This window comes from Streptomyces sp. NPDC057616 (assembly GCF_042800575.1).
In the GTDB taxonomy this organism is placed as follows: domain Bacteria; phylum Actinomycetota; class Actinomycetes; order Streptomycetales; family Streptomycetaceae; genus Streptomyces.
Map to the genome: position 1 here is coordinate 197,741 of NZ_JBHVGU010000005.1, position 23,844 is coordinate 221,584.

Annotated in this window: 19 protein-coding genes and 1 riboswitch; of the genes, 13 read left to right on the top strand and 6 right to left on the bottom strand. The window is 73.1% G+C overall.

What is annotated here, in order from left to right; all coding sequences use genetic code 11:
• Positions 1–81: 81 nt before the first annotated feature.
• Entirely contained in the window at positions 82–435 is a 354-nt protein-coding gene (locus ACFU97_RS08020) for a hypothetical protein (RefSeq protein WP_384252397.1), read from the top strand.
• Here the strand turns inward: ACFU97_RS08020 and ACFU97_RS08025 are convergent.
• Together ACFU97_RS08025 and ACFU97_RS08030 are read right to left on the bottom strand one after the other, a co-directional pair.
• Positions 413–1,387: a tellurite resistance/C4-dicarboxylate transporter family protein gene (locus ACFU97_RS08025; RefSeq protein WP_384252399.1), complete on the bottom strand. Its 975-nt coding sequence runs from the start codon at positions 1,385–1,387 to the stop codon at positions 413–415. The two genes, ACFU97_RS08020 and ACFU97_RS08025, sit on opposite strands and share 23 nt — an antisense overlap.
• A gap of 92 nt (positions 1,388–1,479) precedes the next feature.
• Positions 1,480–2,643: an NlpC/P60 family protein gene (locus ACFU97_RS08030; RefSeq protein WP_384252401.1), complete on the bottom strand. Its 1,164-nt coding sequence runs from the start codon at positions 2,641–2,643 to the stop codon at positions 1,480–1,482.
• A 7-nt stretch (positions 2,644–2,650) separates the two neighbouring features.
• Positions 2,651–2,821, bottom strand: a riboswitch (cyclic di-AMP (ydaO/yuaA leader).
• A gap of 261 nt (positions 2,822–3,082) precedes the next feature.
• Between ACFU97_RS08030 and ACFU97_RS08035 the strand changes: the two genes are divergently transcribed.
• From ACFU97_RS08035 to pcrA, 3 genes are all read left to right on the top strand, one after another.
• Positions 3,083–3,601 carry a hypothetical protein gene (locus ACFU97_RS08035; protein ID WP_384252404.1) on the top strand — a complete coding sequence of 173 codons (519 nt, stop codon included), beginning with the start codon at positions 3,083–3,085 and terminating at the stop codon, positions 3,599–3,601.
• Positions 3,505–4,161 (top strand): ScyD/ScyE family protein, encoded by a 657-nt coding sequence (locus ACFU97_RS08040; RefSeq protein WP_384252406.1) that lies wholly within the window; start codon positions 3,505–3,507, stop codon positions 4,159–4,161. Before ACFU97_RS08035 ends, ACFU97_RS08040 begins: the two co-directional genes overlap by 97 nt.
• A 78-nt stretch (positions 4,162–4,239) precedes the next feature.
• Positions 4,240–6,726, top strand: coding sequence for a DNA helicase PcrA (pcrA, locus tag ACFU97_RS08045; RefSeq protein WP_384252409.1), 2,487 nt, complete (start codon positions 4,240–4,242; stop codon positions 6,724–6,726).
• Positions 6,727–6,782: 56 nt separating this feature from the next.
• Here pcrA and ACFU97_RS08050 read toward each other — a convergent pair whose 3' ends face one another.
• Both ACFU97_RS08050 and ACFU97_RS08055 read right to left on the bottom strand, forming a co-directional pair.
• Entirely contained in the window at positions 6,783–8,336 is a 1,554-nt protein-coding gene (locus tag ACFU97_RS08050) for a M23 family metallopeptidase (protein WP_384252715.1), read from the bottom strand.
• Between the two features lie 236 nt (positions 8,337–8,572).
• Complete coding sequence (locus ACFU97_RS08055) at positions 8,573–9,439, bottom strand: lipase family alpha/beta hydrolase (protein ID WP_384252412.1); 867 nt, start codon at positions 9,437–9,439, stop codon at positions 8,573–8,575.
• Between the two features lie 355 nt (positions 9,440–9,794).
• Here ACFU97_RS08055 and ACFU97_RS08060 point away from each other — a divergent pair, with 355 nt between their 5' ends.
• Positions 9,795–10,205: a cobalamin B12-binding domain-containing protein gene (locus ACFU97_RS08060; RefSeq protein WP_384252415.1), complete on the top strand. Its 411-nt coding sequence runs from the start codon at positions 9,795–9,797 to the stop codon at positions 10,203–10,205.
• 11 nt (positions 10,206–10,216) lie between these two features.
• Here ACFU97_RS08060 and ACFU97_RS08065 read toward each other — a convergent pair whose 3' ends face one another.
• Together ACFU97_RS08065 and ACFU97_RS08070 are read right to left on the bottom strand one after the other, a co-directional pair.
• Positions 10,217–11,836: a DUF5691 domain-containing protein gene (locus tag ACFU97_RS08065; protein ID WP_384252417.1), complete on the bottom strand. Its 1,620-nt coding sequence runs from the start codon at positions 11,834–11,836 to the stop codon at positions 10,217–10,219.
• 92 nt (positions 11,837–11,928) lie between these two features.
• Positions 11,929–13,284 (bottom strand): SWIM zinc finger family protein, encoded by a 1,356-nt coding sequence (locus tag ACFU97_RS08070; protein ID WP_384252420.1) that lies wholly within the window; start codon positions 13,282–13,284, stop codon positions 11,929–11,931.
• Positions 13,285–13,417: 133 nt separating this feature from the next.
• Between ACFU97_RS08070 and ACFU97_RS08075 the strand changes: the two genes are divergently transcribed.
• The 8 genes from ACFU97_RS08075 (at position 13,418) to sucC (ending at position 23,842) form a co-directional block, all read left to right on the top strand.
• A complete protein-coding gene (locus ACFU97_RS08075; protein WP_384252423.1) occupies positions 13,418–14,548 on the top strand; it encodes an AAA family ATPase in 1,131 nt (376 codons plus the stop codon).
• On the top strand, positions 14,545–14,715 hold the full coding sequence (locus ACFU97_RS08080; RefSeq protein WP_384252425.1) for a hypothetical protein: 171 nt from the start codon (positions 14,545–14,547) through the stop codon (positions 14,713–14,715). Before ACFU97_RS08075 ends, ACFU97_RS08080 begins: the two co-directional genes overlap by 4 nt.
• Before the next feature lie 13 nt (positions 14,716–14,728).
• Positions 14,729–17,224 (top strand): DUF5682 family protein, encoded by a 2,496-nt coding sequence (locus ACFU97_RS08085; protein ID WP_384252427.1) that lies wholly within the window; start codon positions 14,729–14,731, stop codon positions 17,222–17,224.
• Positions 17,221–17,385, top strand: coding sequence for a hypothetical protein (locus ACFU97_RS08090; protein ID WP_384252430.1), 165 nt, complete (start codon positions 17,221–17,223; stop codon positions 17,383–17,385). The genes ACFU97_RS08085 and ACFU97_RS08090 overlap by 4 nt, the downstream gene beginning before the upstream one ends.
• Before the next feature lie 26 nt (positions 17,386–17,411).
• Positions 17,412–18,608 (top strand): vWA domain-containing protein, encoded by a 1,197-nt coding sequence (locus ACFU97_RS08095; protein ID WP_384252717.1) that lies wholly within the window; start codon positions 17,412–17,414, stop codon positions 18,606–18,608.
• Between the two features lie 312 nt (positions 18,609–18,920).
• Complete coding sequence (locus tag ACFU97_RS08100; protein WP_384252432.1) at positions 18,921–20,060, top strand: hypothetical protein; 1,140 nt, start codon at positions 18,921–18,923, stop codon at positions 20,058–20,060.
• Between the two features lie 192 nt (positions 20,061–20,252).
• Positions 20,253–22,139, top strand: coding sequence for a hypothetical protein (locus ACFU97_RS08105; protein WP_384252434.1), 1,887 nt, complete (start codon positions 20,253–20,255; stop codon positions 22,137–22,139).
• Between the two features lie 524 nt (positions 22,140–22,663).
• Positions 22,664–23,842, top strand: a complete 1,179-nt coding sequence (gene sucC / locus ACFU97_RS08110) for an ADP-forming succinate--CoA ligase subunit beta (protein ID WP_384252437.1) — start codon at positions 22,664–22,666, stop codon at positions 23,840–23,842.
• Positions 23,843–23,844: the final 2 nt, after the last annotated feature.

Consider the following 23,844-nt stretch of genomic DNA (forward strand, 5'->3'; position numbering starts at 1 on the left):
ATGCGCCGCATATATGCATGACCGGTGAAAGGGCAGGCCGGTGTCGGGCGCCCCGTGCGTCCCTGTTTAAGCTCCAGCCCCATGGACGTACTCATCCATCTGTTCGTCGCCCTGCACATCATCGGCATCGCCGCGCTGCTCGGCGGGTTCCTCACCCAGATGAAGGCGATGGGGCAGGGCACGGCCCGCTTCGTCCCCGGCATGCTGCACGGGGCGCTGACGATGCTGGTCACCGGCGCGGTCCTGGTCGGCCTCAACCAGGCCGACGACCATCACGTCAACAACATCAAGATCGGCATCAAGCTGGCCATCCTGGTCGTCATCCTCGGCCTGGTCTACGTCAAGCGGGACGACGAGAAGGTGGACAAGGGCCTGTTCGGGCTGGTCGGCCTGCTCACCACCGCGAACATCTTCATCGCGGTGCTGTGGACCTGAGGCCCGCGCGGACCTCCGCCGTGGCGCCGGCGGCGACGGCCCCCCACGCCGCCACCACGATCCACAGCAGCACCTGCCCGGGCCCCCTCAGCCACGGGGCACCCAGGGCCGTGGCGGCGGACAGCACCGCCGCGGCCGTCATCCCGAGCGGGAACACGGTCGCCCAGCGGCGCGCGTCGTAGTCCAGCCGCGGCCGGGCCGCCTCGGCGACGAGCAGCACGGCGTACCAGGCGAGGTCGAGCACGAGCAGGGCCGAGGTGACGAAGCGCAGGACGCCGCGGTCGTCGTCGTTCCACAGGTAGAGGCGCGCACTGTCCGCGGCGAGGAGCTTGGACCCGGCGAGCGCCGAGATGGCGAGCGCGCCGCCCGCCAACCAGTGGTCCCCCTGCCCCTCCGTCACCTGCCGCAGGTCGAAACGGGACAGGGCGAAGCCGTAGAGGACGAGCCCGAGGCCGAACAGCACGAGCGCGGTGTGCGCGAGCCAGGCCGTCGCCTCGGCCCCGGCGAGCGTGGCGCCGAGCACCGCGAGCCCCTCCGTGGCCACGCAGCACAGGAACACCGAACCCGGCATACGGCGCTGCCAGTTCCGTACGACCTCGACCAGCAGCAGCGGCCACAGCACGGCCGCCAGCGCGAGCAGGGTCTCGGCCAGGGTCGGCAGGCCGGCGAGGGAGAACCGGGTCCCGAGCACGGTGGTCGCCGCGACCGCGGTGAGCGACTGCGGCCTGCGCGCGTCCGCCCACCACCGTTCCCGCTCCCGCGCCAGACGCACACCGAAGTCCGCCGCCAGCCCCAGCCAGGCCGCACAGGCCAGGACCAGGGCGATGCGCGACAGCACCTCGTGCGCCGTCAGATGCAGTCCGACCGACACGATGCCGGTCGCCATCACGGCGGCTCCGGCCGCCGGCGGACGCTGCGCCCACCAGGCGCGGAAGGAGGTAGGGCCGGACATGGGGCCGATGCTAGGGAGCGCGAGCGGTGTTGCCCGGCGGGCACGCGCGCGTGCCCGGGAAAATACGTGCGGGGGAGTGCCCCGCGCGTGACTCAGGCGGGCCGCACCACGCTGTGGATGATCGACGAGCCGGCGTAGTAGATCGACTCCTCGCGGACGTACGCGCCGGGCTTCGGGGCGTGGATCATCATGCCGTTGCCGATGTAGATGCCGACGTGGCTGATGTCGTCGTAGAAGAAGATCAGGTCGCCCGGCTGGGCGTCGGTGAGGGAGACCGTGGTGCCGGCGTCGACCTGGTCGTAGGTGGTGCGCGGGAGACTGACGCCGGCGGCCTTCCAGGCGGCCTGGGTGAGCCCGGAGCAGTCGTAGGAGTCGGGGCCGGTGGCGCCCCAGACGTACGGCTTGCCGATCTGCGCGCGGGCGAAGGCGAGCGTCTTGGCGGCCTTGGTCGCGTACGTGGAGTCGCCGTTGGAGGTCGAGGTGGAGCCCGTGTCCGAGGACGAACCGGAGGAGGAGGTGGAGGCGGCCTCCTCCTGGGCCTTCTGCTCGGCCGCCTGCTTCTTGGCCAGCTCGGCGGCCTGGCGCGCGGCCTCCTCCGCCTTCTTCTTCTGGATCGCGGCGAGCCGCGCCTTCTCCTCGGCGTTCAGCTTCGACAGCAGCTCGCGCGCGTCGGAGAGCTTCTTCTGCACCGTGGACTTGGCGGTCCGCAGGTCGCTCTGCGTCGAGGTGAGCGTCTGGAGGTCCTTGGACGCCTGCTCGCGCTTCTTCATCGTCGCGGACTGCTCGGTGAAGTAGTCGTCGACCGCGGTCTTCTGACGGGAGGTCAGACGGCCCATCAGCTGCGTCTGGTCGAAGTAGTCCTGCGGCGAGTCGGCGAGCAGGAAGGTCGCGGTGTCGGGCGCGGCGGCGCCGGTGCGGTACTGGGCCGCGGCGAAGGTGCCGAGCTGCTCCCGCTCGTCGTTGAGCTTCTGGGTGCGCTTGGCGACGTCGTCGAGGAGGGTGTCCACGCGCTTGCGCTGCGTCGTGGTCTTCTCCTTGGCCGCGTTGTACTTCTCGGTGGCCGATTCCGCCTGGCGGTAGAGGTCGTCGACCTTCTTCTCCACCTCCTCCACGCTCGGCTTGCCGTCGGTCACCGGAGCGGCGTTGGCCGACTGGGACAGCAGGGCCACGGAGGTGAGGGCGGCCGTGGCGAGAGCGGGGGTGCGTATGCCTGCGACGCGTGAAGCTGAGGGGCGCGACTTGCGGTGCGACGCCAAGGGAGGCGACTCCTTCCACGTTCCGCCTACCGGGTTAGCTGTCGGGTTCGGGCGGGTGGTTCGGAAGGCTTGCCCTACGGTCCGGGCCCCGTACGGGAGTCGGGCCGATTCACCCCGGGAACGGTGGGTCCCCGGTTCCGGATGCACGGTGGCGTACCGGATTCGGCGGAGGCCGCGCGGCCCGGCGACGTTCGCCGGTGGGGGTCGTACGGCCTGCCCGGAACCGTAGCCAACTCGTGTGGCCCCTGTGAAGGTTGATGTTCGATATGCCCGATACATTTTCGTGACCTTTGGTCAGGACGTCGCGTGCCGCGGTCGTTCCGGAATGATCTGCGTGGATTTATGCGTATTTTGACCGGACTGGCGCCGTGCGCCCGCTTCCGAGCGTTAATTTCCAGCCAGCCGCGGCCGGTGCAGCGGTGGGTGAGGGGGTACGGCCATGAGAACGCGCACAGCACTCGTCGTCGGCACACCGGTCGTCCTGGCGGCCACCGCGGGCGTCGTGCCCGCGAGCGCGTCGGGCGGACACTCCGGCGGGAAGCCGGCCGTCGGCGTGATCGCCAAGGGCCTCGACGATCCGCGCCAGCTCTCCTACGACCACGGCCGTCTGTACGTCGCCGAGGCCGGCCGGGGCGGCGGGACCTGTATCGGCCAGGGCCCCGAGGGCCCGACCTGCGTCGGCCTGACGGCGGCGGTCACCGAGGTCGTCCAGGACGGCCGCGACTGGCACCGCCACCGCCTGGCGGGCGGACTGCCCTCGGCGGGCGCGCCCGACGGCGGCTTCGCGGTCGGCCTGAACGGCGTCTCGGCCCGCCACGGCAGCGTCTGGGGGGCGAGACCTGGGCCGCGCCGGAGACCGGCGTGCCCACGACGCCGCCCTGGAACAAGCTCGGCAAGCTGCTGTCCGTCGAACGGGGCAGGGCGCGGATCGCCGCCGACGTCACCGCCGTGGAGCTGAGGCACAACCCGCACAAGACAGCCGTCGACTCCAACCCGTACGCCGTCCTCGCCCTCCCCGACGGCCGCAGGATCGTCGCGGACGCGGCCGGGAACGACCTGATCGAGGTCTCCCGCCACGGCAGGGCCCGCCCCTTCACGGTCTTCCAGGACCACGACCACCACGAGGCGGTCCCGCCCTCGCTGGCCCTCGGCCCCGACGGCAACCTCTACGTCGGCGAGCTGAACGGCGAGCCCGCGAGGCCCACCGCGCGCGTGTGGAAGGTCGACGCCCGCAGCGGCCGGATCCTCGGCTGGAAGTCCGGCTTCGGCGCGATCACCGGCGTCGCCTTCAACCGGCACGGCGACCTCTACGTCAGCCGGCTCTTCGCCGGCGTCGTGACGAAGGTCTCGCACGGCAGGCGTACCGAGGTGAAGGTGCCCTTCCCGGCGGGCCTCGCCGTGAGCCCGCGGGACGGCAGGGTCTACGTCTGCGCCTGGTCGGTCGCCGACCGTGACGGCACCGTCCTGGACGGCAGGAGGACGCCGGGCGGCCAGGTCCGGCGGATCAGCGGCTTCTGAGCGCCGCACCGCCCCGATCCGGCGAAGTTCCCGGGGTGGCGGCGGGCTGTCAGTGAGGCGCCCTAGACTCGGAAGGCGATGAGCAGCCTCTTTGACGACAGCTTCCTGGCGGACCTCAAGGCCCCTCGTGGCCACGAGGAGGAGCCCCCGCCGCCGCCCGAGGACGAGCACGTACCGGAGCCGGTTCCGGACGATCTGTTCGGTGGGAAGTTCGACGTGCCCCCGGACCGGGACGCCTACTACCGCGACGGCGCCCCGCGCCCGGCCCTCGACCCGGCCGCCCTGCTGGACGGGCTGAACGAGAACCAGCGCGCGGCCGTCGTCCACTCCGGCACGCCCCTGCTCATCGTGGCCGGTGCCGGCTCCGGCAAGACCCGTGTGCTCACGCACCGCATCGCCCACCTGCTCGCCGAGCGGAGCGTGCACCCGGGCCAGGTCCTCGCGATCACCTTCACCAACAAGGCCGCGGGCGAGATGAAGGAGCGCGTCGAGCAGCTCGTCGGCCCGCGCGCGAACGCGATGTGGGTGATGACCTTCCACAGCGCGTGCGTGCGCATCCTGCGCCGCGAGTCGAAGAAGCTCGGCTTCACCTCGTCGTTCTCGATCTACGACGCGGCCGACTCCAAGCGCCTGATGGCCCTGGTCTGCCGCGACCTGGACCTCGACCCCAAGCGCTATCCGCCGAAGTCCTTCAGCGCCAAGATCAGCAACCTGAAGAACGAGCTGATCGACGAGGAGGACTTCGCCGCCCAGGCCACCGACGGCTTCGAGAAGACGCTCGCCCAGGCCTACGCGATGTACCAGTCGCGGCTGCGCGAGGCGAACGCCCTCGACTTCGACGACCTGATCATGACGACGGTCAACCTGCTGCGCGCCTTCCCGGACGTCGCCGAGCACTACCGCCGCCGCTTCCGGCACGTCCTGGTCGACGAGTACCAGGACACCAACCACGCCCAGTACGCACTCGTACGGGAACTGGTCGGGACCGGCGCGCACGACGAGGACGTACCGCCCAGCGAGCACGACCTGCCGCCCGCCGAACTGTGCGTCGTGGGTGACGCGGACCAGTCGATCTACGCCTTCCGCGGCGCGACGATCCGCAACATCCTCCAGTTCGAGGAGGACTACCCGAACGCGACGACGATCCTGCTGGAGCAGAACTACCGCTCCACGCAGACCATCCTGACCGCGGCCAACGCCGTCATCGAGCGCAACGAGTCCCGCCGTCCCAAGAACCTGTGGACCAACGCGGGCGCGGGCGCGCGCATCACGGGCTACGTCGCCGACACCGAGCACGACGAGGCCCAGTTCGTCGCCGACGAGATAGACCGTCTCACCGACGCGGGCGACGCGAAGGCCGGCGACGTCGCCGTCTTCTACCGCACCAACGCGCAGTCCCGTGTCTTCGAAGAGGTCTTCATCCGCGTCGGCCTGCCCTACAAGGTCGTCGGCGGCGTCCGCTTCTACGAGCGCAAGGAGGTCCGGGACGTCCTGGCCTACCTGCGCGTGCTGGCCAACCCGGAGGACTCGGTCCCGCTGCGCCGGATCCTGAACGTCCCCAAGCGCGGCATCGGCGAGCGCGCGGAAGCGATGATCGACGCGCTCTCCCAGCGCGAGAAGATCAGCTTCCCGCAGGCGCTGCGCCGCGTCGACGAGGCGTACGGCATGGCGGCGCGCTCCGCCAACGCCGTCAAGAAGTTCAACACGCTGATGGAGGACCTCCGTACGATCGCCGAGTCCGGCGCGGGCCCGGCGACCGTCCTGGAGGCGATCCTCGAACGGACCGGCTATCTGGCCGAGTTGCAGGCCTCGACCGACCCGCAGGACGAGACCCGCATCGAGAACCTCCAGGAACTCGCGGCCGTGGCCCTGGAGTTCGAGCAGGAGACCGGTGAGGGCGAGCAGTCCCCCGGGCTCGCCGACTTCCTGGAGCGGGTCGCGCTGGTCGCCGACTCCGACCAGATCCCGGACGAAGAGGAGGACGGCTCCGGAGTCATCACCCTGATGACCCTGCACACCGCCAAGGGCCTCGAGTTCCCGGTCGTCTTCCTGACCGGCATGGAGGACGGCGTCTTCCCGCACATGCGTGCCCTCGGCCAGACCAAGGAGCTGGAGGAGGAGCGCCGGCTCGCCTACGTCGGCATCACGCGCGCGCGGGAGCGGCTGTATCTGACGCGCTCGTCGCTGCGCAGCGCCTGGGGCCAGCCGTCGTACAACCCGCCCTCCCGCTTCCTGGAGGAGATCCCGGCCCAGCACGTCGACTGGAAGCGGACGGGTGGCACGGCCCCGGTCTCCTCCGGCCCGGCGTCCGGCGTGGCCGCCTCCCTGTCGTCCTCCCGCTCGCGCTCCTCGGCGTCGGGCGCGTCCGGCTTCGCCACCAGCCGCGCCTCCGACAAGCCGGTGGTCTCGCTGGCCGTCGGCGACCGGGTCACGCACGACCAGTTCGGGCTCGGCACGGTCGTCGCCGTGAAGGGCACGGGCGGGAACGCCGAGGCGACGATCGACTTCGGCGACGCGAAGCCGAAGCGGCTGCTGCTGCGGTACGCGCCGGTCGAGAAGCTGTAGCTCCGACACGTGAGCCCCCGCTCAATGGCGGGGGCTCGCAAGGAAGTTGCTCAGGTCTACGTCGGGTCCAGCCCGTGGCTGCGCAGCCACGGCAGCGGGTCGATCGCCGCGCCGCCGCCCGGCCGGACCTCGAAGTGCAGGTGCGGCCCGGTGGAGTTGCCCGAGTTGCCGGAGTACGCGATCGGCGTGCCGGCCTTCACCTCGGTGCCGGAGGAGACGCGGTAGCTGGAGAGGTGGCAGTACCACGTCTCCGTGCCGTCCTTCGCGGTCACGATCATCATGTTCCCGTACGCGCTGTTCCACTGCGTGCGGACCGTGCCGTCGGTCGCGGCCATCACCGTCGTGCCGTACGAGACGGGGAAGTCGATGCCGGTGTGCACGGACATCCAGTTGACGCCGGCCTGGCCGAAGTAGGCGCTGAGGCCCTTCTGGGTCACCGGCAGCACGAACTTGGGGCGCAGCCGCTCCTTGCGGGCCGCCTCCTCCGCCGCCTTCTTCTTCTCGGCCGCCTGCTGGGCCTTGAGGTCGATGCGCTCCTGCGTGCGGCTGGCCCGGTCGGCGAAGTCGTCGGCGCCCGCGGACAGGCTCTGCAGCTGGCTGTCCAGCTTGTTGTTGGCGGAGGACGGCTTCACCGCGTGCGCGTCCGACGCGGTCGTCGCGGTGTCCTTCCCGTCGCTGAAGGTGCCCACGGAGGCGGCGGCGATACCGGCCACGCCCATCACACAGGCCGAGGGCACGGCGACGGTCAGCAGCGCGGAGCGTTTGGCGGGGGCGCGGCGGCGGGAGCGGGACGCGTTGCGCGCGGCGCTGCGCGACGCCGGAACCGGCACGACCTCTTCCTGGTCCTCCAGCAGCGGTGCCACGGCGGGGAGTTCACCCGTGCCGCCCGTGGCCGACCGGCCGTCGTCCTCGGCGAGTTCCTCGTACGGGTGCTGGTCCGCGTACGGATCGTGCTCCGTGTGCGCGTCCTGCTCCGCGTACGCCTCGTGTTCCGGGTAGGCGTCGTGATCGGTGTACGCGTGGTGTTCCGGGTAGGCGTCCGGCTCGGTCTGCTCGAAGACGGCGGTCGCCTGCTGGTCGAACGGTTCTGCGGTCCGCTCGCCGTCGGAGTTCCACTGCGTGGCGTCGTACGTGCCGGTCTCGAAGGTCTGCGTGCCCCATTCCCAGTGCTGGGTCTGGTCGGCGGCGTGGCCCTGCTGATCGGGCTGGAGCCAGGCGCTCGCGTCCCACTGGCCGGAGACGTCGTGGCCGGTGGACTGCGGCGGGATGACCGCGAGCGGCTGCTGGTAGCCGGCGGCCCAGGCGTTCGTCTCGTAGGCGCCGGTGTCGTAGCCGGTGTGGTGCCCGGCCGCGTACGCGTCGTGGTGCGCGGTCTGGTGGTGGCCCGTGCCCCACTGGGACGCGTCGTAGGAGCCGGTGCCGTCGCCCGGGAGGCTGCCGAAGAGGGGGTCGGCGTCGAAGGTCGAAGTCGCGGCCGCATGCCCGCCGGTCGCAAAACCATTGGCGTCGTAGTCGCCGTACGTGGTGAAGTCGCCGTACTGGGCTTCCTGCGTGCCATAGGGCGCGAAGTGCGCCGAGGCGGCATCGGAAGCCGGGGCCGGGGTGGTCATGGTCCCCGACGGGTGACGGTCGTTCACCAACTTCTCTTTCGCCTCGACAACAGGGGCTGCCAGAGCAGTGCGGCGACTGTACCCGGCGGTATGCGGGCGCGACAATCTTCAACTGGTTTCGGGCGCGCAGGAAACGGGCATTCGGCCGTGTTTCGGCGGAGTGCGGACCCGGCCTTGGCCGAGTGTTCGAGCGCTGTTCGATGTGAGATCGCTGAGGGGCGCCTGTCGCGCCTCTGTCACGCCACTGTCAGGCCGCCGGCGTGGTCGGCGGCTTCGGCTCCTGTCCGCTCGGCGTCGAGGGCCTGGCGTATGCCGGTCGCGACGGCGGGGTGCACGGGCAGGGCCAGATGACCGATCCCGCTCACCCGGACGTTCTGCACCATCAGGTCCGGGTGGTCGATGCAGGCGGTCTCCAGCGGGTCCATCAGATGGTCGAGGTCGCTCCAGAAGCTGACGAAGTGCGTGCGGCAGCCCGGCGCGGGCCGGGCCAGCTCCTCGAGCAGCTGCGAGCCGGGGCGCATCTGGCGCACGATCGGGTGCGCGTTGGCCAGCGGCACCACCCGGGTCCCGGAGTGCGGGGTGCCCAACGTGACCAGGGTGCGTACGCGGATGTCGCCGCCGAGCCGCTGCACGTAGTAGCGCGCGATCAGGCCGCCGAGGCTGTGCCCGACGATGTCGACCTGCCGGGAGCCCGTGCGCTCGCAGATCTCCTCTATGTGCCGGCCGAGCAGCTCGGCCGCGGTGCGGATGTCGCAGGTCAGCGGCGAGTAGTTGAGCGACTCCACCTGCTGCCTGCCCTGCTGGGCGAGGCTGCGGCGCAGCAGCACGAAGACCGAGCGGTTGTCGATGAAGCCGTGCAGCAGCACGACCGGGGGCTTGGTCTCGGTCGGCAGCTGTGCGGCGGCGTCCGGCGAGGGGAGCGGGGCCGATGGTCCTCTGCGTTCCGCTGTGATGCCGGTGGGATAGAGCAGGAGGTGGCCCGCGAGGATCGCGAGCTCCAGGGCGGTCGCCTTCAGCAGGGCCAGTGAGAGCCCCGCAAGCCTGCCCGGAAGCAGCCTCTGACAGAGCGGCGGAAAGGGCAGTGCTGCCCTGGTGACCTTCATGGCCGACCTCCTGTCGGCACGCAGGAGGACGCCTCTGTCCCCCGTGTGCCCTCGTGGGAAGCCGCGAGGACGGCTGTCGACGGCCTTGTCCCGCCGCCGTCGACGCACCGCACCGGCACGGCCCGCTGTCCTACGGTGCCGTGGTACGGCGACCTCATTGCGGCTCCTGTTGCGCGTGCTCCCGCCGGAACGCCGCGCGGTGAACGTGTCCCATCGTGTGATTTCCCCCTCGGTCTGGACCGCGAAACTGCCGGTTGCGGGATGCTGGGGATAACGTTCGTTCACTTCCCTGGTGGGCGCGGGTACGCCTGTACCTGTCGGTAGGGATGAATGCAGTCGTTTCATGGAGGCAGTGATGGGTGTGGCAGCCGGTCCGATCCGCGTGGTGGTGGCCAAGCCGGGGCTCGACGGCCACGATCGGGGAGCCAAGGTGATCGCGCGGGCGCTGCGCGACGCCGGTATGGAGGTGATCTACACCGGCCTCCACCAGACCCCCGAGCAGATCGTCGACACCGCGATCCAGGAGGACGCCGACGCGATCGGCCTCTCCATCCTCTCCGGCGCGCACAACACCTTGTTCGCCGCCGTGATCGAGCTGCTCAAGGAGCGGGACGCGGAGGACATCCTGGTCTTCGGCGGCGGGATCATTCCCGAGGCCGACATTGCGCCGCTGAAGGAGAAGGGCGTCGCGGAGATCTTCACGCCGGGCGCCACGACGCAGTCGATCGTGGACTGGGTGCGGGGCCACGCGGGGCAGCCGGCCTAGCCGCAGCCGGCCTAGGCCGCTTCCAGCTCCTCCGCCATCGCCCTGCGCAGCCGCAGGGTCGTGACGAGACGCTGGAACGCCTCCGCCCAGTAGCCGCCGGCTCCGGGCGACGCGTCCTCGTGCTCGTCGGGTATGGCGAGGAGGCCGTCCAGGCGGCCCGCCTCCGCCGGGTCGAGGCAGCGCTCGGCCAGGCCCATCACTCCGCTGAAGCTCCATGGGTAACTCCCCGCGTCCCGCGCGATGTTGAGCGCGTCGACCACCGCCCTGCCGAGCGGTGGGGTCCAGGGCAACGCGCAGACTCCGAGCAGCTGGAACGCCTCCGACAGGCCGTGTGCCGCGATGAATCCGGCGACCCAGCCGGCCCGTTCGGCGGCGTCCAGGGTGCCGAGCAGCTTGGCGCGCTCGGCCAGTGAGACCGCCCCGGGGCCGCCGGCCTCCGGTGCGGAGGGGGCGCCGAGGAGCGCGCGGGCCCACTCGGGGTCCCGCTGCCGCACGGCCGCCCGGCACCAGGCCGCGTGCAGTTCGCCCTGCCAGTCGTCGGTGACCGGCAGCGCCACGATCTCCTGAGGCGTACGCCCGCCCAGCCGCGCGGGCCAGGTCGTCAGCGGTGTCGCCTCCACCAACTGGCCCAACCACCATGACCGTTCACCCCGTCCTGCCGGAGGCTTGGCCACGACACCGTCGCGCTCCATGCTCGCGTCGCACTCGTGCGGCGCCTCGACCGTCAGCGTCGGGGAGTCCTGTGTGTGGTCGACGGCCACGCATGCCGCGGCTCTGACCGCCATCCGCGCGGCGAGCGCGGAGCCCGGCAGCGCGGAGAGCAGCTCGGCCGCCGTCGCCCGTACGTTCCGGCTGCGGTCGGACAGGGCCTGTTCCAGGAAGGGTTCGTCCTGCGGGCCGAGACCGGTGCGCAGCGAGTCCAGGAACATCAGGCGGTCCTCGGCCCGCTCCGTGGTCCAGGTGGTCGACAGCAGTGCGCGGGCGGCGGCGGGCTCGCGGGCGCGCAGGGCGGACAGCAGTGCGACCCGCTCGGCGAACAGGCCCTCCTCCCACAGGCGCAGGGTCCGCTCCGCGTCCTCGGGCTCCGGCAGCGCGGTGCCCCCGCCCGGCGTCGCGCGCAGGGCGAAGCGCCAGTCCGGGTTCAGCCGGGCCAGCCACACTGCGCGCGGGCCGGCGAAGGCCAGCGCCGCGGGCCGCAGATCCGTGCGTCCCCGGGCCGCGTCCAGCAGTGCGGGCAGCGTCTGCGGGGGTGCCGCGAAGCCGCGGGCGTTCGCCGCCGCGAGCCACTGGGGCAGCAGCTCCATGAGGTCCGGTGCCGTGCCTCTGCGGCCACCGCCCGTGCCGGGGCGGTCGGCCAGCAGCAGCGCGAGTCTGCGGGCCGCGGCCGCGGGCAGCGCCGGACGCGGGTCCTCGGCGGCCGGCTCCGGCCGTACTGCGGCGCCGGCGGGCCGCAGCCCGGCCCGCCGCCGTACGGTCTCCACGGCCGCCGCGTCCAGCAGCACCACCGGCGCTTCCCGTCCCGGCGCGCCGCCCGGCGGAGTACGCCGCTCCGTGCCGAGCAGGGCCGTCGTGACGAGCTCCTCCCAGGCGCCCGGCGCCGGCGCGTCCACGGGTGCGGGCGTCCTGTTCATGGGGGTTCCTTTCCGTGAGGTGCCGAGGAGAAGACAGGGGCCGGACGGACCGGCGGTGCGGGGGGCGCGGGAGGTCCGGGGGCCCTGGGGGCTCAGCACAGCGCCACCGCCTCTCCCGGCTTCTCCGGCCAGGCCGTCAGCGGGGTGAAGCCCCGGTGGCCGCACTCGCCGAAGACCTTGACCGGGGTGCCGCCCGACAGGGCGGCGAGGCGCCACAGGCCGGGGCGGGAACGGGCGGCCGGGGTCAGGGGGAGCGCTGTGTCCCCGTCCGCGTCCGCCAACTGCCAGGAGTCGCCGTCCGGGACCGGCACCACGCGGTCCAGGGTCACCGGGACGGAGTCCAGCCAGGGGTCGTCCCGCAGCGCCTCGCCGTACCGCGCCGCCGCTTCGGCCGTCGTCACCCCCGGCGGCCGTATTTCGGCGGGCGCCGGCGGGGCGAACTGCTCACCCATGGCCGCCCGCAGCTGCCCGGCGCCCGGATAGGCGGACACCTCGGCGTCCAGGGCCAGCCCGACAGGCAGGGCCAGCTCCGGTGCGCGGCCCGCCGCGCCGTAGGAGAGGAGCAGTGCCGTCCGGCCCGAGTCGGCGCCGTGCAGCCAGATGCGGCGGGTCGTCAGGCGGGCGTCCGCCGTGTCGTACTGGGCGAGGACCAGCCAGCGGTCGCGCAGCGGCGGGCCGTCCGCGGTGCCGGACAGGCCGATGCGGGAACGGACCGTCGCCGCGAGGCCGCCCGGCAGTTCCGCACGGTGCAGCCAGCCCTGGTCGAGCAGGTGCAGCAGCGCGCACTCCTCCAGCAGCCGCACCGGCCAGCCGGGCCCGGACGACGGGATCGCCCCCAACTCCCGCACGCGGGCGGCCAGTCCGGGTGCCTGGGCGTCGACCATGCGGGCCGCGGTCTCCTCCCACAGCCCGTATCCCGCCTGCTCCGCGCCCGCGAGGCCGCCGCGCAGCAGGTCCGCCAGACGCTGCTCCAGCTCGGTGGCCCCCGCCGTCACCCGCTCGGCCCGGCGCTCCGCCCGGCGGCGCGCGGCCTCCGGATCACCGGAGCGGGACGGGGCACCGGCCGCGGGCGCCGCCCGCTTCCGCTCGGCGCGCTGCCGTCTCCCCTCCATCCACTGCTCCGCCCAGTCCGGTGCCTCGCCGGCCGGCACCGCGCCGTCCTCGCCAGCCCAGAGCAGCAGCAGCCCGAGGGCGTGCTTGCACGGGAACTTGCGGCTCGGGCACGTGCACTTGTACGCGGGGCCCGCCGCGTCCGCGATGTCGACGACCGTCTGATACGGCTTGCTGCCGCTGCCCTTGCACAGCCCCCACACCGCCCCCTCGTCGGAACTCCCCGTCTCGGACCACGGCCCGGCCGCGCCGAGTTTGCTTCCCGCTTTGCGTGACGCGGCGTCAGGCGCCATTGCCAGCACCTGATCCGCGCTCCAGCGCACCCCCTGCTGAGTCATGTCATCGAAGGTAGATCCCGGCACTGACAATCGGCCCGGCGAGCGCGTTCACGCAGGTCAGAACGCATTGTCAGTGGCGTGGTGCACGGTTGGTGACAGATCCGAACCGGCCGAGCTGGAGGGGGCCTCAGCCATGTCTGTGTCCGTGGAACCGACGTCTGTGGAAGATCTCGCGAAGGAGCCCGCCGAGGCGTTGCGACCGCACGCCGAAGACGCGTTCGCCGGTGAGCTGGCGGCGCTGGCCGCGCAGGACGACCGCCCGCGCCCGGCCCGCTGGAGGCTGTCGCCGTGGGCGGTGGCGACGTATCTGCTCGGCGGCACGCTGCCGGACGGCACGGTGATCTCACCGAAGTACGTGGGCCCGCGCCGCATCGTCGAGGTCGCCGTCACCACGCTCGCCACCGACCGTGCCCTGCTGCTGCTCGGCGTGCCCGGCACCGCGAAGACCTGGGTGTCCGAGCACCTGGCCGCGGCGGTCAGCGGTGACTCGACGCTGCTCGTGCAGGGCACGGCGGGCACGCCGGAGGAGGCGATCCGCTACGGCTGGAACTACGCGCAGCTGCTGGCCAACGGCCCCAGCCGGGACGCCCTCGTGCCCAGCCCGGTCATGCGGGCCATGGCGGAGGGGATGACGGCGCGGGTGGAGGAGCTGACCCGCATCCCCGCGGACGTGCAGGACACGCTGATCACGATCCTGTCGGAGAAGACGCTGCCGATACCGGAGTTGGGCCAGGAGGTGCAGGCGGTCCGCGGCTTCAACCTGATCGCCACGGCCAACGACCGCGACCGCGGGATCAACGAACTCTCCAGCGCGCTGCGCCGCCGCTTCAACACGGTGGTGCTGCCGCTGCCGGAGAGCGTCGAGGCCGAGGTCGACATCGTCTCGCGCCGTGTCGACCAGATCGGCCGCTCGCTGGACCTGCCGGCCGTGCCCGACGGCATCGACGAGATCCGCCGCGTCGTGACCGTCTTCCGCGAGCTGCGCGACGGGATCACCGCCGACGGCCGTACGAAGGTCAAGTCGCCCAGCGGCACGCTCTCGACGGCCGAGGCCATCTCCGTCGTCGCCAGCGGGCTGGCCCTGGCCGCCCACTTCGGCGACGGCGTGCTGCGGGCCGGCGACGTCGCCGCTGGCATCCTCGGCGCCGTCGTCCGCGACCCGGCGGCCGACCGTGTCGTCTGGCAGGAGTACCTGGAGGCGGTCGTCCGCGAGCGGGACGGCTGGAAGGACTTCTACCGGGCCTGCCGGGAGGTCAGCGCGTGAGCGACCTGGGCTGGGGCCGCACGGGCGGCGGCAAGGACTCGGGCGGGAGCAAGGACTCCGCCGGGTCCAAGGGGTCGGGTGGGTTCGTGTTCGCGTACGACGGGCTCTGCAGGGGCCGGGCGGGTGTCAGGAAGGCGCCCGGCGGCGGCAGCCGGGCGTGGCGATGACGAGGGGGACGGTGTGACAGCGCTGGACAGGGGCGGGAGCGGGGCGGCCGGTGGCGGGCCCTTGCTGCTCGGCGTGCGGCACCACGGACCGGGCTCGGCGCGCGCGGTGCGGGCGGCGCTGGACGCGGCCCGGCCGCAGGTCGTGCTGATCGAAGGGCCGCCCGAGGCCGACGCGTTGATCCCGCTGGCCGCCGAGGAGGACATGCGGCCGCCGGTCGCCCTGCTCGCCCACGCCGTGGACGAGCCCGGCCGCTCCGCCTTCTGGCCGCTCGCGGAGTTCTCCCCGGAGTGGGTCGCGATCCGCTGGGCCCTGCGGCACGAAGTCCCGGCGCGTTTCATCGACTTGCCGGCGACGTACTCGCTGGCGTGGAGTGGGCAGGCGGCTTCCGGCGCCGGCGAAGAGCCCTGCGACGGAGACCAGCCTGATGCCGCAGACCTGCCCTCCGACGGCGATCAATCCGATGCCGCAGACCAGTTCTCCGACGGAGGCCGGCCTTCCACCGTCGACCCGGCCGCGGACGTCGGGCCCGCCGCAGAGGCCGACATCCGTATCGACCCGCTCGCCGTGCTCGCCGAGGCCGCCGGCTATGACGATCCCGAGCGGTGGTGGGAGGACGTCGTCGAGCACCGGGGGATCGGTGAGGGGGACGCGTTCGCGCCGTTCGTCGTGCTCGAGGAGGCCATGGGGGCCTTGCGGGACGCGTACGGCACCGGGGGACACGACCGGGATCTCGTGCGGGAGGCGTACATGCGGCTCCAAGTGCGCGCGGCGCAACGGGAGTTCGGAGGTGACGTGGCCGTCGTGTGCGGGGCCTGGCACGTGCCCGCGCTGCGGCGGAAGACGGCCGTCGCCGCGGACCGGGCCCTGCTGAAGGGGCTGGCCAAGGTCAAGGCGGACATGACCTGGGTGCCGTGGACGCGCCGGAGGCTGTCGCGGGTCAGCGGGTACGGGGCGGGGATCGACTCGCCGGGCTGGTACGGCCATCTGTTCGCCACCCCGGACCGGCCGGTCGAGCGGTGGATGACCAAGGTGGCGGGGCTGCTGCGGGACGAGGACCGGATCGTCTCCTCCGCGCACGTGATCGAGGCGGTGCGGCTGGCCGAGACGCTCGCCGCGATGCGCGGCCGGCCGCTGCCGGGGCTCGGCGAGACCACCGACGCCGTGCGGGCGGTGATGTGCGAGGGCTCGGACGTGCCGCTGGCGCTGGTGCACGACCGGCTGGTCGTCGGTGACGTGCTGGGGGAGGTGCCGCAGGCCGCGCCCGCCGTGCCGTTGCAGCGGGACCTGGACCGGACGCAGCGCCGGCTGCGGCTCAAACCGGAGGCGCTGGAGCGGGAGTTGGAGCTCGACCTGCGCAAGGAGACCGACGCCGGACGCAGCAGGCTGCTGCACCGGCTGCGGCTGCTGGGCATCGCGTGGGGCGAGCCTGCGGTGTCACGCGGGAGCACGGGCACCTTCCGGGAGACATGGCGGCTGCGCTGGGAACCGGAGCTGTCCGTGCGGGTCGCGGAGGCGGGGGTGTGGGGCACCACCGTGCTCGCCGCCGCGACCGCCAAGGCGGAGGCGGACGCCCTCGGCGCGCAGGCCCTGGCGGACGTCACCGGGCTCGCGGAGCGCTGCCTGCTGGCCGAACTGCCGGACGCGCTGCCGGTGGTGATGCGGGTGCTCGCCGACCGCGCGGCGCTCGACGCGGACGTCGGCCATCTCGCGCAGGCCCTGCCCGCCCTGGTCCGCTCCCTGCGGTACGGCGATGTGCGCGGCACCGGCACGGGGGCGCTGGCCGAGGTCGCCGCGGGCCTTGCCGAGCGGATCTTCGTCGGCCTGCCGCCGGCCTGTGCCGCCCTGGACGCGGACGCCGCCGAGGAGATGCGGCGCCATGTGGACGCGGTGCACGGTGCGGTGGGGCTGCTGGTCGACGTGCCCGGGCCGGAGCACCGCGATCTGCGCGGCCGCTGGCAGTCCGTGCTGCACCTGCTGTCGGTCCGGGACACCGTGCCCGGCGTGATCCGGGGCCGGGCCGTACGGCTGCTGCTGGACGACGGGGAGCTCGGGCAGGACGAGGCGGCACGGCTCATGGGGCTCGTGCTGTCGCCGGGGATGCCGCCGGGGGACGCGGCCGCGTGGATCGAGGGCTTCGTCGGCGGAGGGTCCGGCGGCGGCATGCTCCTCGTCCACGACGAGCGGCTGCTCGGGCTGGTCGACGCATGGCTGACCGGGGTTCCCGCGGAGGCGTTCACGGACGTACTGCCGCTGCTGCGGCGGACGTTCTCGGCGTACGAGTCCGGCGTGCGCCGGACGCTGGGCGAGCTGGTCCGGCGCGGACCGGGGGAGCGGCGCGGTGTGACGGCCGCCGGCTCCGGCATACCCGGCTTCGCGGCCGATCTCGATCCCGCGCGTGCGGACGCCGTGCTGCCGGTACTCCGGCTGCTGCTCGGGCTGGAGGGCTCGGCGCGACCGGGCGACGTGGAAGAGGACATCGACAACGACCTTGCGGGGGTGGCGGGATGACGAAGATCCGACGGACGGAAGCGCGGGAGGGCGTCGGCGTACCGGTGGCCGGCCGGGACGGCGCGGGCCGCGGGCACGGGAGCGGTGCGATGGAGCACCCGCCGGTCACCGTCGCGGTGATGCCGCTGTGGGACCGGCCCCGTCCGGTGGTGTGCCGATGACCACCGACTCGATGACCACACACTCGATGACCACCGACTCGACGGCCACGGAGCCGACGCCCACCGAGGCGACGGACCCGGCGCGGGAGCGGCTGCGGCGCTGGCGGCTCGTGCTCGGGGGCGACGCGGCCGACGGCACGGGATGCGCGCTGTCGGGGCAGGACGCCGCGATGGACGGAGCGCTGGCCGCGCTGTACGGAAAGGCGGACAAGAAGGCGCAGGCGGGGCGGGACCGTTCGGCGGGGCTCGGGGCGTCGGCGCCGTCCGTGGCCCGCTGGCTCGGGGACATCCGGACGTACTTCCCCTCCTCGGTCGTCCAGGTCATGCAGCGCGACGCCATCGACCGGCTCGGTCTGTCCACGCTGCTGCTGGAGCCGGAGATGCTGGAGGCGGTGGAGGCCGACGTCCACCTCGTCGGCACCCTGCTCTCCCTCAACAAGGCGATGCCCGAGACGACGAAGGAGACGGCACGGGCCGTCGTGCGCAAGGTCGTCGAGGACCTCGAGAAGCGGCTCGCGACCCGCACCCGCGCCACCCTCACCGGGGCGCTCGACCGCAGCGCCCGGATCAGCCGGCCGCGCCACCACGACATCGACTGGAACCGCACCATCGCGGCCAACCTCAAGCACTACCTGCCCGAGTACCGAACGGTCGTGCCGGAGCGGCTCGTCGGGTACGGGCGGGCGGCACAGTCCACCAAGAAGGAGGTCATCCTCTGTATCGACCAGTCGGGATCCATGGCGGCATCGGTCGTGTACGCATCGGTGTTCGGAGCGGTGCTCGCCTCGATGCGGACGATCTCCACGCGACTCGTCGTCTTCGACACGGCGGTCGTCGACCTCACCGACCAGCTCGACGACCCGGTGGACGTCCTGTTCGGGACGCAGCTCGGCGGCGGTACGGACATCAACCGTGCGCTCGCCTACTGCCAGTCGCAGATCACCCGGCCCACGGAGACGGTGGTCGTGCTCATCAGCGATCTCTACGAGGGCGGGATCCGCAACGAGATGCTGAAGCGGGTCGCCGCGATGAAGGCGTCCGGGGTGCAGTTCGTGACGCTGCTCGCACTGTCGGACGAGGGGGCGCCCGCCTACGACCGGGAGCACGCGGCCGCGCTCGGGGCGCTGGGGGCACCGGCGTTCGCGTGCACGCCCGACCTCTTCCCGGAGGTGATGGCGGCGGCGATCGAGAAGCGGCCGCTGCCGATACCGGACACGGCGTGACCGCCGGCCGGGCGCTGCGTGCCGGGCCTGACGGGAGTCGCGCGCCGGGCCGGACAGAACATGTGCACCGCGTCGACGCGGGCGGTCGGTGACGATTTGTCGACCCGTGGCCGCCCGACTTGGGCCAGCAAAAGGGACATGACTACCCATCGGTAACAGGGGGCTTGCGCAACCGCGGGAGTCCCGTGCGAGGATCGACGCTCGCCGGCGGTGCGCCGCGCTCCGCACGCCCGTACCGCGCCGCGCCGACTCGTGGCTCGTCACGGTTCGTTGCGTGTCATCAGTTCCGCCGCACGGGAGGACCCGCCCCCCTTGACCTGGTCAGCCGCTCTGCCCGGTGCCGCTGTGCGCATGATGCGCACGGCGGCCGGCCGGCGCGCGCTGCAAGTGGTCCTGCTGGTGGGCGGGTTGTTCGCACTCGGCTTCCTGTGCGGCGAGCAGGCCCACGCGGCGGAGGCGGCACCGGCCCTCTCCTCCGCGACGTCCGAGGCCACCTCCTCCGGGAAGACACCCCTCTCCGGGCAGGCCGATCCGACGGGCGCCGTCCGCTCCCTGGTGGGCAGCACCCTCGGCACCGTCGACCGGCTGACCCACGCGCCGACAGCGGCCGCCACCGAACCGAACCCGGCCACCCCGGCCGACCCCAAGCCTGCCCACCCGGCCGACCCCGAGCCGGTCCCGCCGGCCACTCACGCCCCCGCGTCCAACCCCGCCCCCGCACCCGCCCCGCACCACCCCGCACCGTCCCACCCGGTCACCACGTCCCCCGGCCACCCGTCCACCGGCAGCGGCTCCCTCACCGGTGCCCTGACGGAGCCGGGTGCCGCGGACCCCGTCCTCGGGTCGCTGACGGACGAACTCGTCCGGACCGTGGGCGAGCGCGTGGTGCAGCCGGTGGGCGACCTGGTGGAGACCGTGAGTGCCGGGCTTGGCCAAGTGACCGCGCAGATACCGCCGTTGGAGTCCCTGCCGGCCGTGCCGTTGCCCGGGACTCCGTCCGTGCCCGTGCCGCCGAGCCTGCCCGGTGTCCCGGCGCTGCCCGGTCACACGCTTCCCGCGCCGGTCGTCCGGGCCCCGCAGCCCGGTGGCGCCGGGCACGTGGCGGAGGCGGCCGTGGACGAGAGACGTTCGGCGGCGGGAGCGAGCGGTGCGGCGTTCGGGCCGCAGCTCGGCACCGACATCAGCCAGGCCATGGCCGGAACCACCCGTGTGCAGCGTGCGGCCGCCGCCGGGCGCGCCCCGGCGCGCCCGCACCAGGCTCCGGACGGCGACCCGGCCGACGAGCTGGTGAGCCACGCCGCCGTCGACAACGGCGGCTCCCGGCACGGTGACGCGCACGCCGTCACCCTGAACCACCGGGCGCCCGTGCTGTTCGTGGCCGGCTCCGCCGCGCGGTCCGACGCCGCCGGCACCCGCGACAGGCACCGGGACATCCCGGTCTTCCCCGGCTAGGGCACGGCAGACCCTTCCCCCGCCAGACCTGCCGCGCGGGGGCGGAACAGGTCTGCCCCGCCCGTCCGGGCCCCCTTCGTTCCCCGGACGGCAAGCCGCCGCCACCGCTGGTTCCCGACTCCCCGGACCAGGACAGGACGCGGCGCCGCACATGCCCCCAGCCTTTCGAAGATCTAGGGATCTGACGCACGCATGAACAAGAACATCCGCCGTTCCATCGTCATAGCCGCCGGTGTCACCGGTGCATGGGCGCTCGGTTCGGCCGTAGCCAGCGCGGACGAACTGCCCGCATCCTCCCTGTCCGTGTCCGACCCGGCCGGTGACACCGGCAGCACCCTCGGCTCCGTCACCGACGCCGTCACCGGCACGGTCGACGGCGTGGTCACCGGTGTGCACGACACCGTCTCCGGTGTCACCGGCACGGCCGGCGAGACCGCGGGCAAGGCGACCTCCACGGTCACCGACACCCTCGGCGGCGTCCGCGGCACCGCGCCCGCCGCCACCGCCGAGCAGGCCGGCCGCCAGGTCGCCGCCAAGTCCTACACCGCCCGGACCGCGGAGCGGACGACCGGTACGGCGTCCCGCATCAAGGGCGCCGCCGCCATCCAGGGCGCCAAGGCCGCCCGCGCCGCGCAGGCACGGGCGTACGCCGACGTGCACGCCACGGCCGAACACACCGTGGCCGCCGCCCGGACCACCGTCTCCGGCGCCACCTCCTCGACCGGCGGCGAGGTCGACTACCTCTTCGGTCCCCTCGGCGCCTTCGCGCCGGAGGTCGAGGAGGCGCTCGCCGCCGCCCAGACCAAGCTGCAGGGCGTGCAGTCGGCGGCCCGCACCCGGACGCAGGGCGTCGACGGCGCCGTACGGACGAAGGCGCAGTACGCCGTCGCGGGCGCGGGCCGTACCGCGGAGGGTGTCCACGGCGCCGCGCACGAGGCCGTCGCGGCGGTCCCCGGCCATGTCACGGGCACCGTCACCGGCCTCGAGCAGCAGGTCGTCGGCACGGTCGGCAACGTCCCCGGCCTGGTCGCGCCGGTCGCCGAGGAGGCCGTGCCGCCGGTCGCGGCCAGTGCCGTGCACGGCGTGACGCCGGTCGCCGGGCAGGCCGTGACGGGTGCCGTCCCGGTCGCGGGCCGGGCCGTCGCCGGAGTCGCACCCGTCGCCGGTCGTGCGGTGGACGGCGTGGTGCCGGTCGCCACCGGTGCCGTGCACGGCGTGGCGCCGGTCGCGGGCGGGGCCGTCGCCGGGGTCGCTCAGACCGCCGGTCACGCGGTCGACACGGCAACGACGCTGGCGTACGGCGTCGTGGCCGACGTCCAGCCGGTCGCGGGCGGAGTCGTCCAGGGCGTGCGGCCGGTCGCCGGTGGTGTGGTGCAGGGCGTGCCGCCGGTCGCCGGCGCAGCGGTGTCCGGCGTGGGCTCCGTGGCCGGCGGCGCCGTGTCCGGCGTGGTGCCGGTCGCGGGCGGTGTCGTCGCGGACGTGCCGCCGTACGCCACCGGCCTGGTCGGCCAGATCGGCGACGACGTCACGGGCTCCGTGCTGCCGCCGGTCGTGCACACCGCGGTGGACGGCGTGCTGCCGGTCGCCGGGCAGGCCGTGACGGACGCGGGCGCGCTGGCGTACGGCGTCACCGGCGACGTGCGGCCGTTCGCGGGCGGCGTCGTCGAGGCCGCGGTGCCGTTCGCGTACGGCGTCGCCGGTGACGCTACCGGTCTCGCCCACGGCGTCACCGGCGAGGTGCCGCAGTTCGCGCAGGGTGTCACCGGTGCCGTGCAGCCCGTCGTGGACACCGTCACCGAGACGGTCCGGCCGGTCGTGGCGGGTGTCGGCGGCAGCGCGACGGCGCTGGCGTACGGCGTCACGGGCGATGTCGCCCCGTTCGCGGGCGCGGTGGCCGGCGAGGCCGGCCCCTTCGCGTACGGCGTCGTGGACCAGGTCGCGCCCTTCGCCGGTGATCTGACCGGCACCGTGCGCTCCACCGTCGGCCCGCTCGCCGGGCACGCCGTCAGCGGCGTCGAGGGTGTCGCGGGTTCCGTCGCGCCGCCGCAGTTCCGGGACGGCGGCGTGTACGGCCTCTGACCCCCATGGGACGCGTCGCGTGAGCGGCGCGTCCCGACCGGCGCGCTCGCCGAGCGCGCCGACCAACCGACTCCACGGGGTGACGAGACCCGGACGGCCGAAAGCCGTCGGTCCGTCCGGCCGAGACCCCGCGGAACGGGGCGGACGGTCACCATTGGGGTGGTGATCGCCCGTCCGCAGCCCTCAGGGCGGCCCCTTCGTGGCCGTTCGGGGTGTTCAAGGGGCCTCACCGGGTCAACCCCAGCCCGGTGAGGCCCTTCCTGTCCGGTGGCCGAAACCGCCCGCGTGCCTCACACGCGGCACGCCGTGCCAGTGAGCACGGCATCATGTGACAGGTATCACCGCTCAGGTGTGACCCGCGATTTAGAGGCCCCTCGCAAGCAGCGATAACCTGCGAGACGGACATGCCGCGCGCTCGGACACCGTGTGCGCCTCCCTTGTGACACATGCGGACGTCACGTTGCCCTTCGCGGCACGCCCACGCATCCAACGAACCGCGAGATCACTGATAGGGACGGAAGCGCGTGGACCTGTTCGAGTACCAGGCGAGGGACCTCTTCGCCAAGCACGATGTACCGGTGCTGGCCGGTGAAGTCATCGACACGCCTGAGGCGGCCCGCGCAGCCACCGAGCGTCTCGGTGGCAAGTCTGTCGTCAAGGCCCAGGTGAAGGTCGGCGGCCGCGGCAAGGCCGGTGGCGTGAAGCTCGCCGCCACCGCCGACGAGGCGGTCGAGCACGCGACCAACATCCTCGGCATGGACATCAAGGGCCACACGGTCCACAAGGTGATGATCGCCGAGACCGCGCCCGAGATCGTGGAGGAGTACTACGTCTCCTTCCTCCTCGACCGTGCCAACCGCACCTTCCTCTCCATCGCGTCCGTCGAGGGCGGCATGGAGATCGAGGAGGTCGCGGAGACCCGCCCCGAGGCCGTCGCCAAGACGCCCATCGACGCCAACGTCGGTGTGACCCCCGAGGTCGCCCGCCAGATCGTCGAGGCCGCGAACTTCCCGGCCGAGGTCGCCGACAAGGTCGCCGACGTCCTCGTCACCCTGTGGAAGACCTTCGTCGAGGAGGACGCCCTCCTGGTCGAGGTCAACCCGCTGGCCAAGGTCGCCTCCGGCGAGGTCATCGCCCTCGACGGCAAGGTCTCCCTGGACGAGAACGCCGAGTTCCGCCAGCCCGAGCACGAGGCGCTCCAGGACAAGGACTCCGCGAACCCGCTGGAGGCCGCCGCCAAGGAGAAGAACCTCAACTACGTCAAGCTCGACGGCGAGGTCGGCATCATCGGCAACGGCGCGGGTCTCGTCATGAGCACCCTGGACGTCGTCGCGTACGCCGGTGAGAACCACGGCGGCGTGAAGCCCGCCAACTTCCTCGACATCGGTGGCGGTGCCTCCGCGCAGGTGATGGCGAACGGCCTGGAGATCATCCTGGGCGACGCGGACGTCAAGTCCGTCTTCGTCAACGTCTTCGGCGGCATCACCGCGTGCGACGAGGTCGCCAACGGCATCGTCCAGGCGCTGAAGCTCCTGGAGGACCGCGGCGAGGACGTCACCAAGCCGCTGGTCGTGCGTCTGGACGGCAACAACGCCGAGCTGGGTCGTCAGATCCTCACCGACGCCAACCACCCGCTGGTCCAGCGCGTGGACACCATGGACGGCGCGGCCGACAAGGCCGCCGAGCTCGCGGCTGCGAAGTAAGG

Bases quoted from the DNA above. Each gene is read 5' to 3' on its own strand.
- ACFU97_RS08020 (WP_384252397.1), top strand. From the start codon at position 82: ATGGACGTACTCATCCATCTGTTCGTCGCCCTGCACATCATCGGCATC.
- ACFU97_RS08025 (WP_384252399.1), bottom strand. From the start codon at position 1,387: ATGTCCGGCCCTACCTCCTTCCGCGCCTGGTGGGCGCAGCGTCCGCCG.
- ACFU97_RS08035 (WP_384252404.1), top strand. From the start codon at position 3,083: ATGAGAACGCGCACAGCACTCGTCGTCGGCACACCGGTCGTCCTGGCG.
- pcrA (WP_384252409.1), top strand. From the start codon at position 4,240: ATGAGCAGCCTCTTTGACGACAGCTTCCTGGCGGACCTCAAGGCCCCT.
- ACFU97_RS08050 (WP_384252715.1), bottom strand. From the start codon at position 8,336: ATGACCACCCCGGCCCCGGCTTCCGATGCCGCCTCGGCGCACTTCGCG.
- ACFU97_RS08055 (WP_384252412.1), bottom strand. From the start codon at position 9,439: ATGAAGGTCACCAGGGCAGCACTGCCCTTTCCGCCGCTCTGTCAGAGG.
- ACFU97_RS08060 (WP_384252415.1), top strand. From the start codon at position 9,795: ATGGGTGTGGCAGCCGGTCCGATCCGCGTGGTGGTGGCCAAGCCGGGG.
- ACFU97_RS08065 (WP_384252417.1), bottom strand. From the start codon at position 11,836: ATGAACAGGACGCCCGCACCCGTGGACGCGCCGGCGCCGGGCGCCTGG.
- ACFU97_RS08070 (WP_384252420.1), bottom strand. From the start codon at position 13,284: ATGACTCAGCAGGGGGTGCGCTGGAGCGCGGATCAGGTGCTGGCAATG.
- ACFU97_RS08075 (WP_384252423.1), top strand. From the start codon at position 13,418: ATGTCTGTGTCCGTGGAACCGACGTCTGTGGAAGATCTCGCGAAGGAG.
- ACFU97_RS08090 (WP_384252430.1), top strand. From the start codon at position 17,221: ATGACGAAGATCCGACGGACGGAAGCGCGGGAGGGCGTCGGCGTACCG.
- ACFU97_RS08095 (WP_384252717.1), top strand. From the start codon at position 17,412: ATGACCACCGACTCGACGGCCACGGAGCCGACGCCCACCGAGGCGACG.
- ACFU97_RS08105 (WP_384252434.1), top strand. From the start codon at position 20,253: ATGAACAAGAACATCCGCCGTTCCATCGTCATAGCCGCCGGTGTCACC.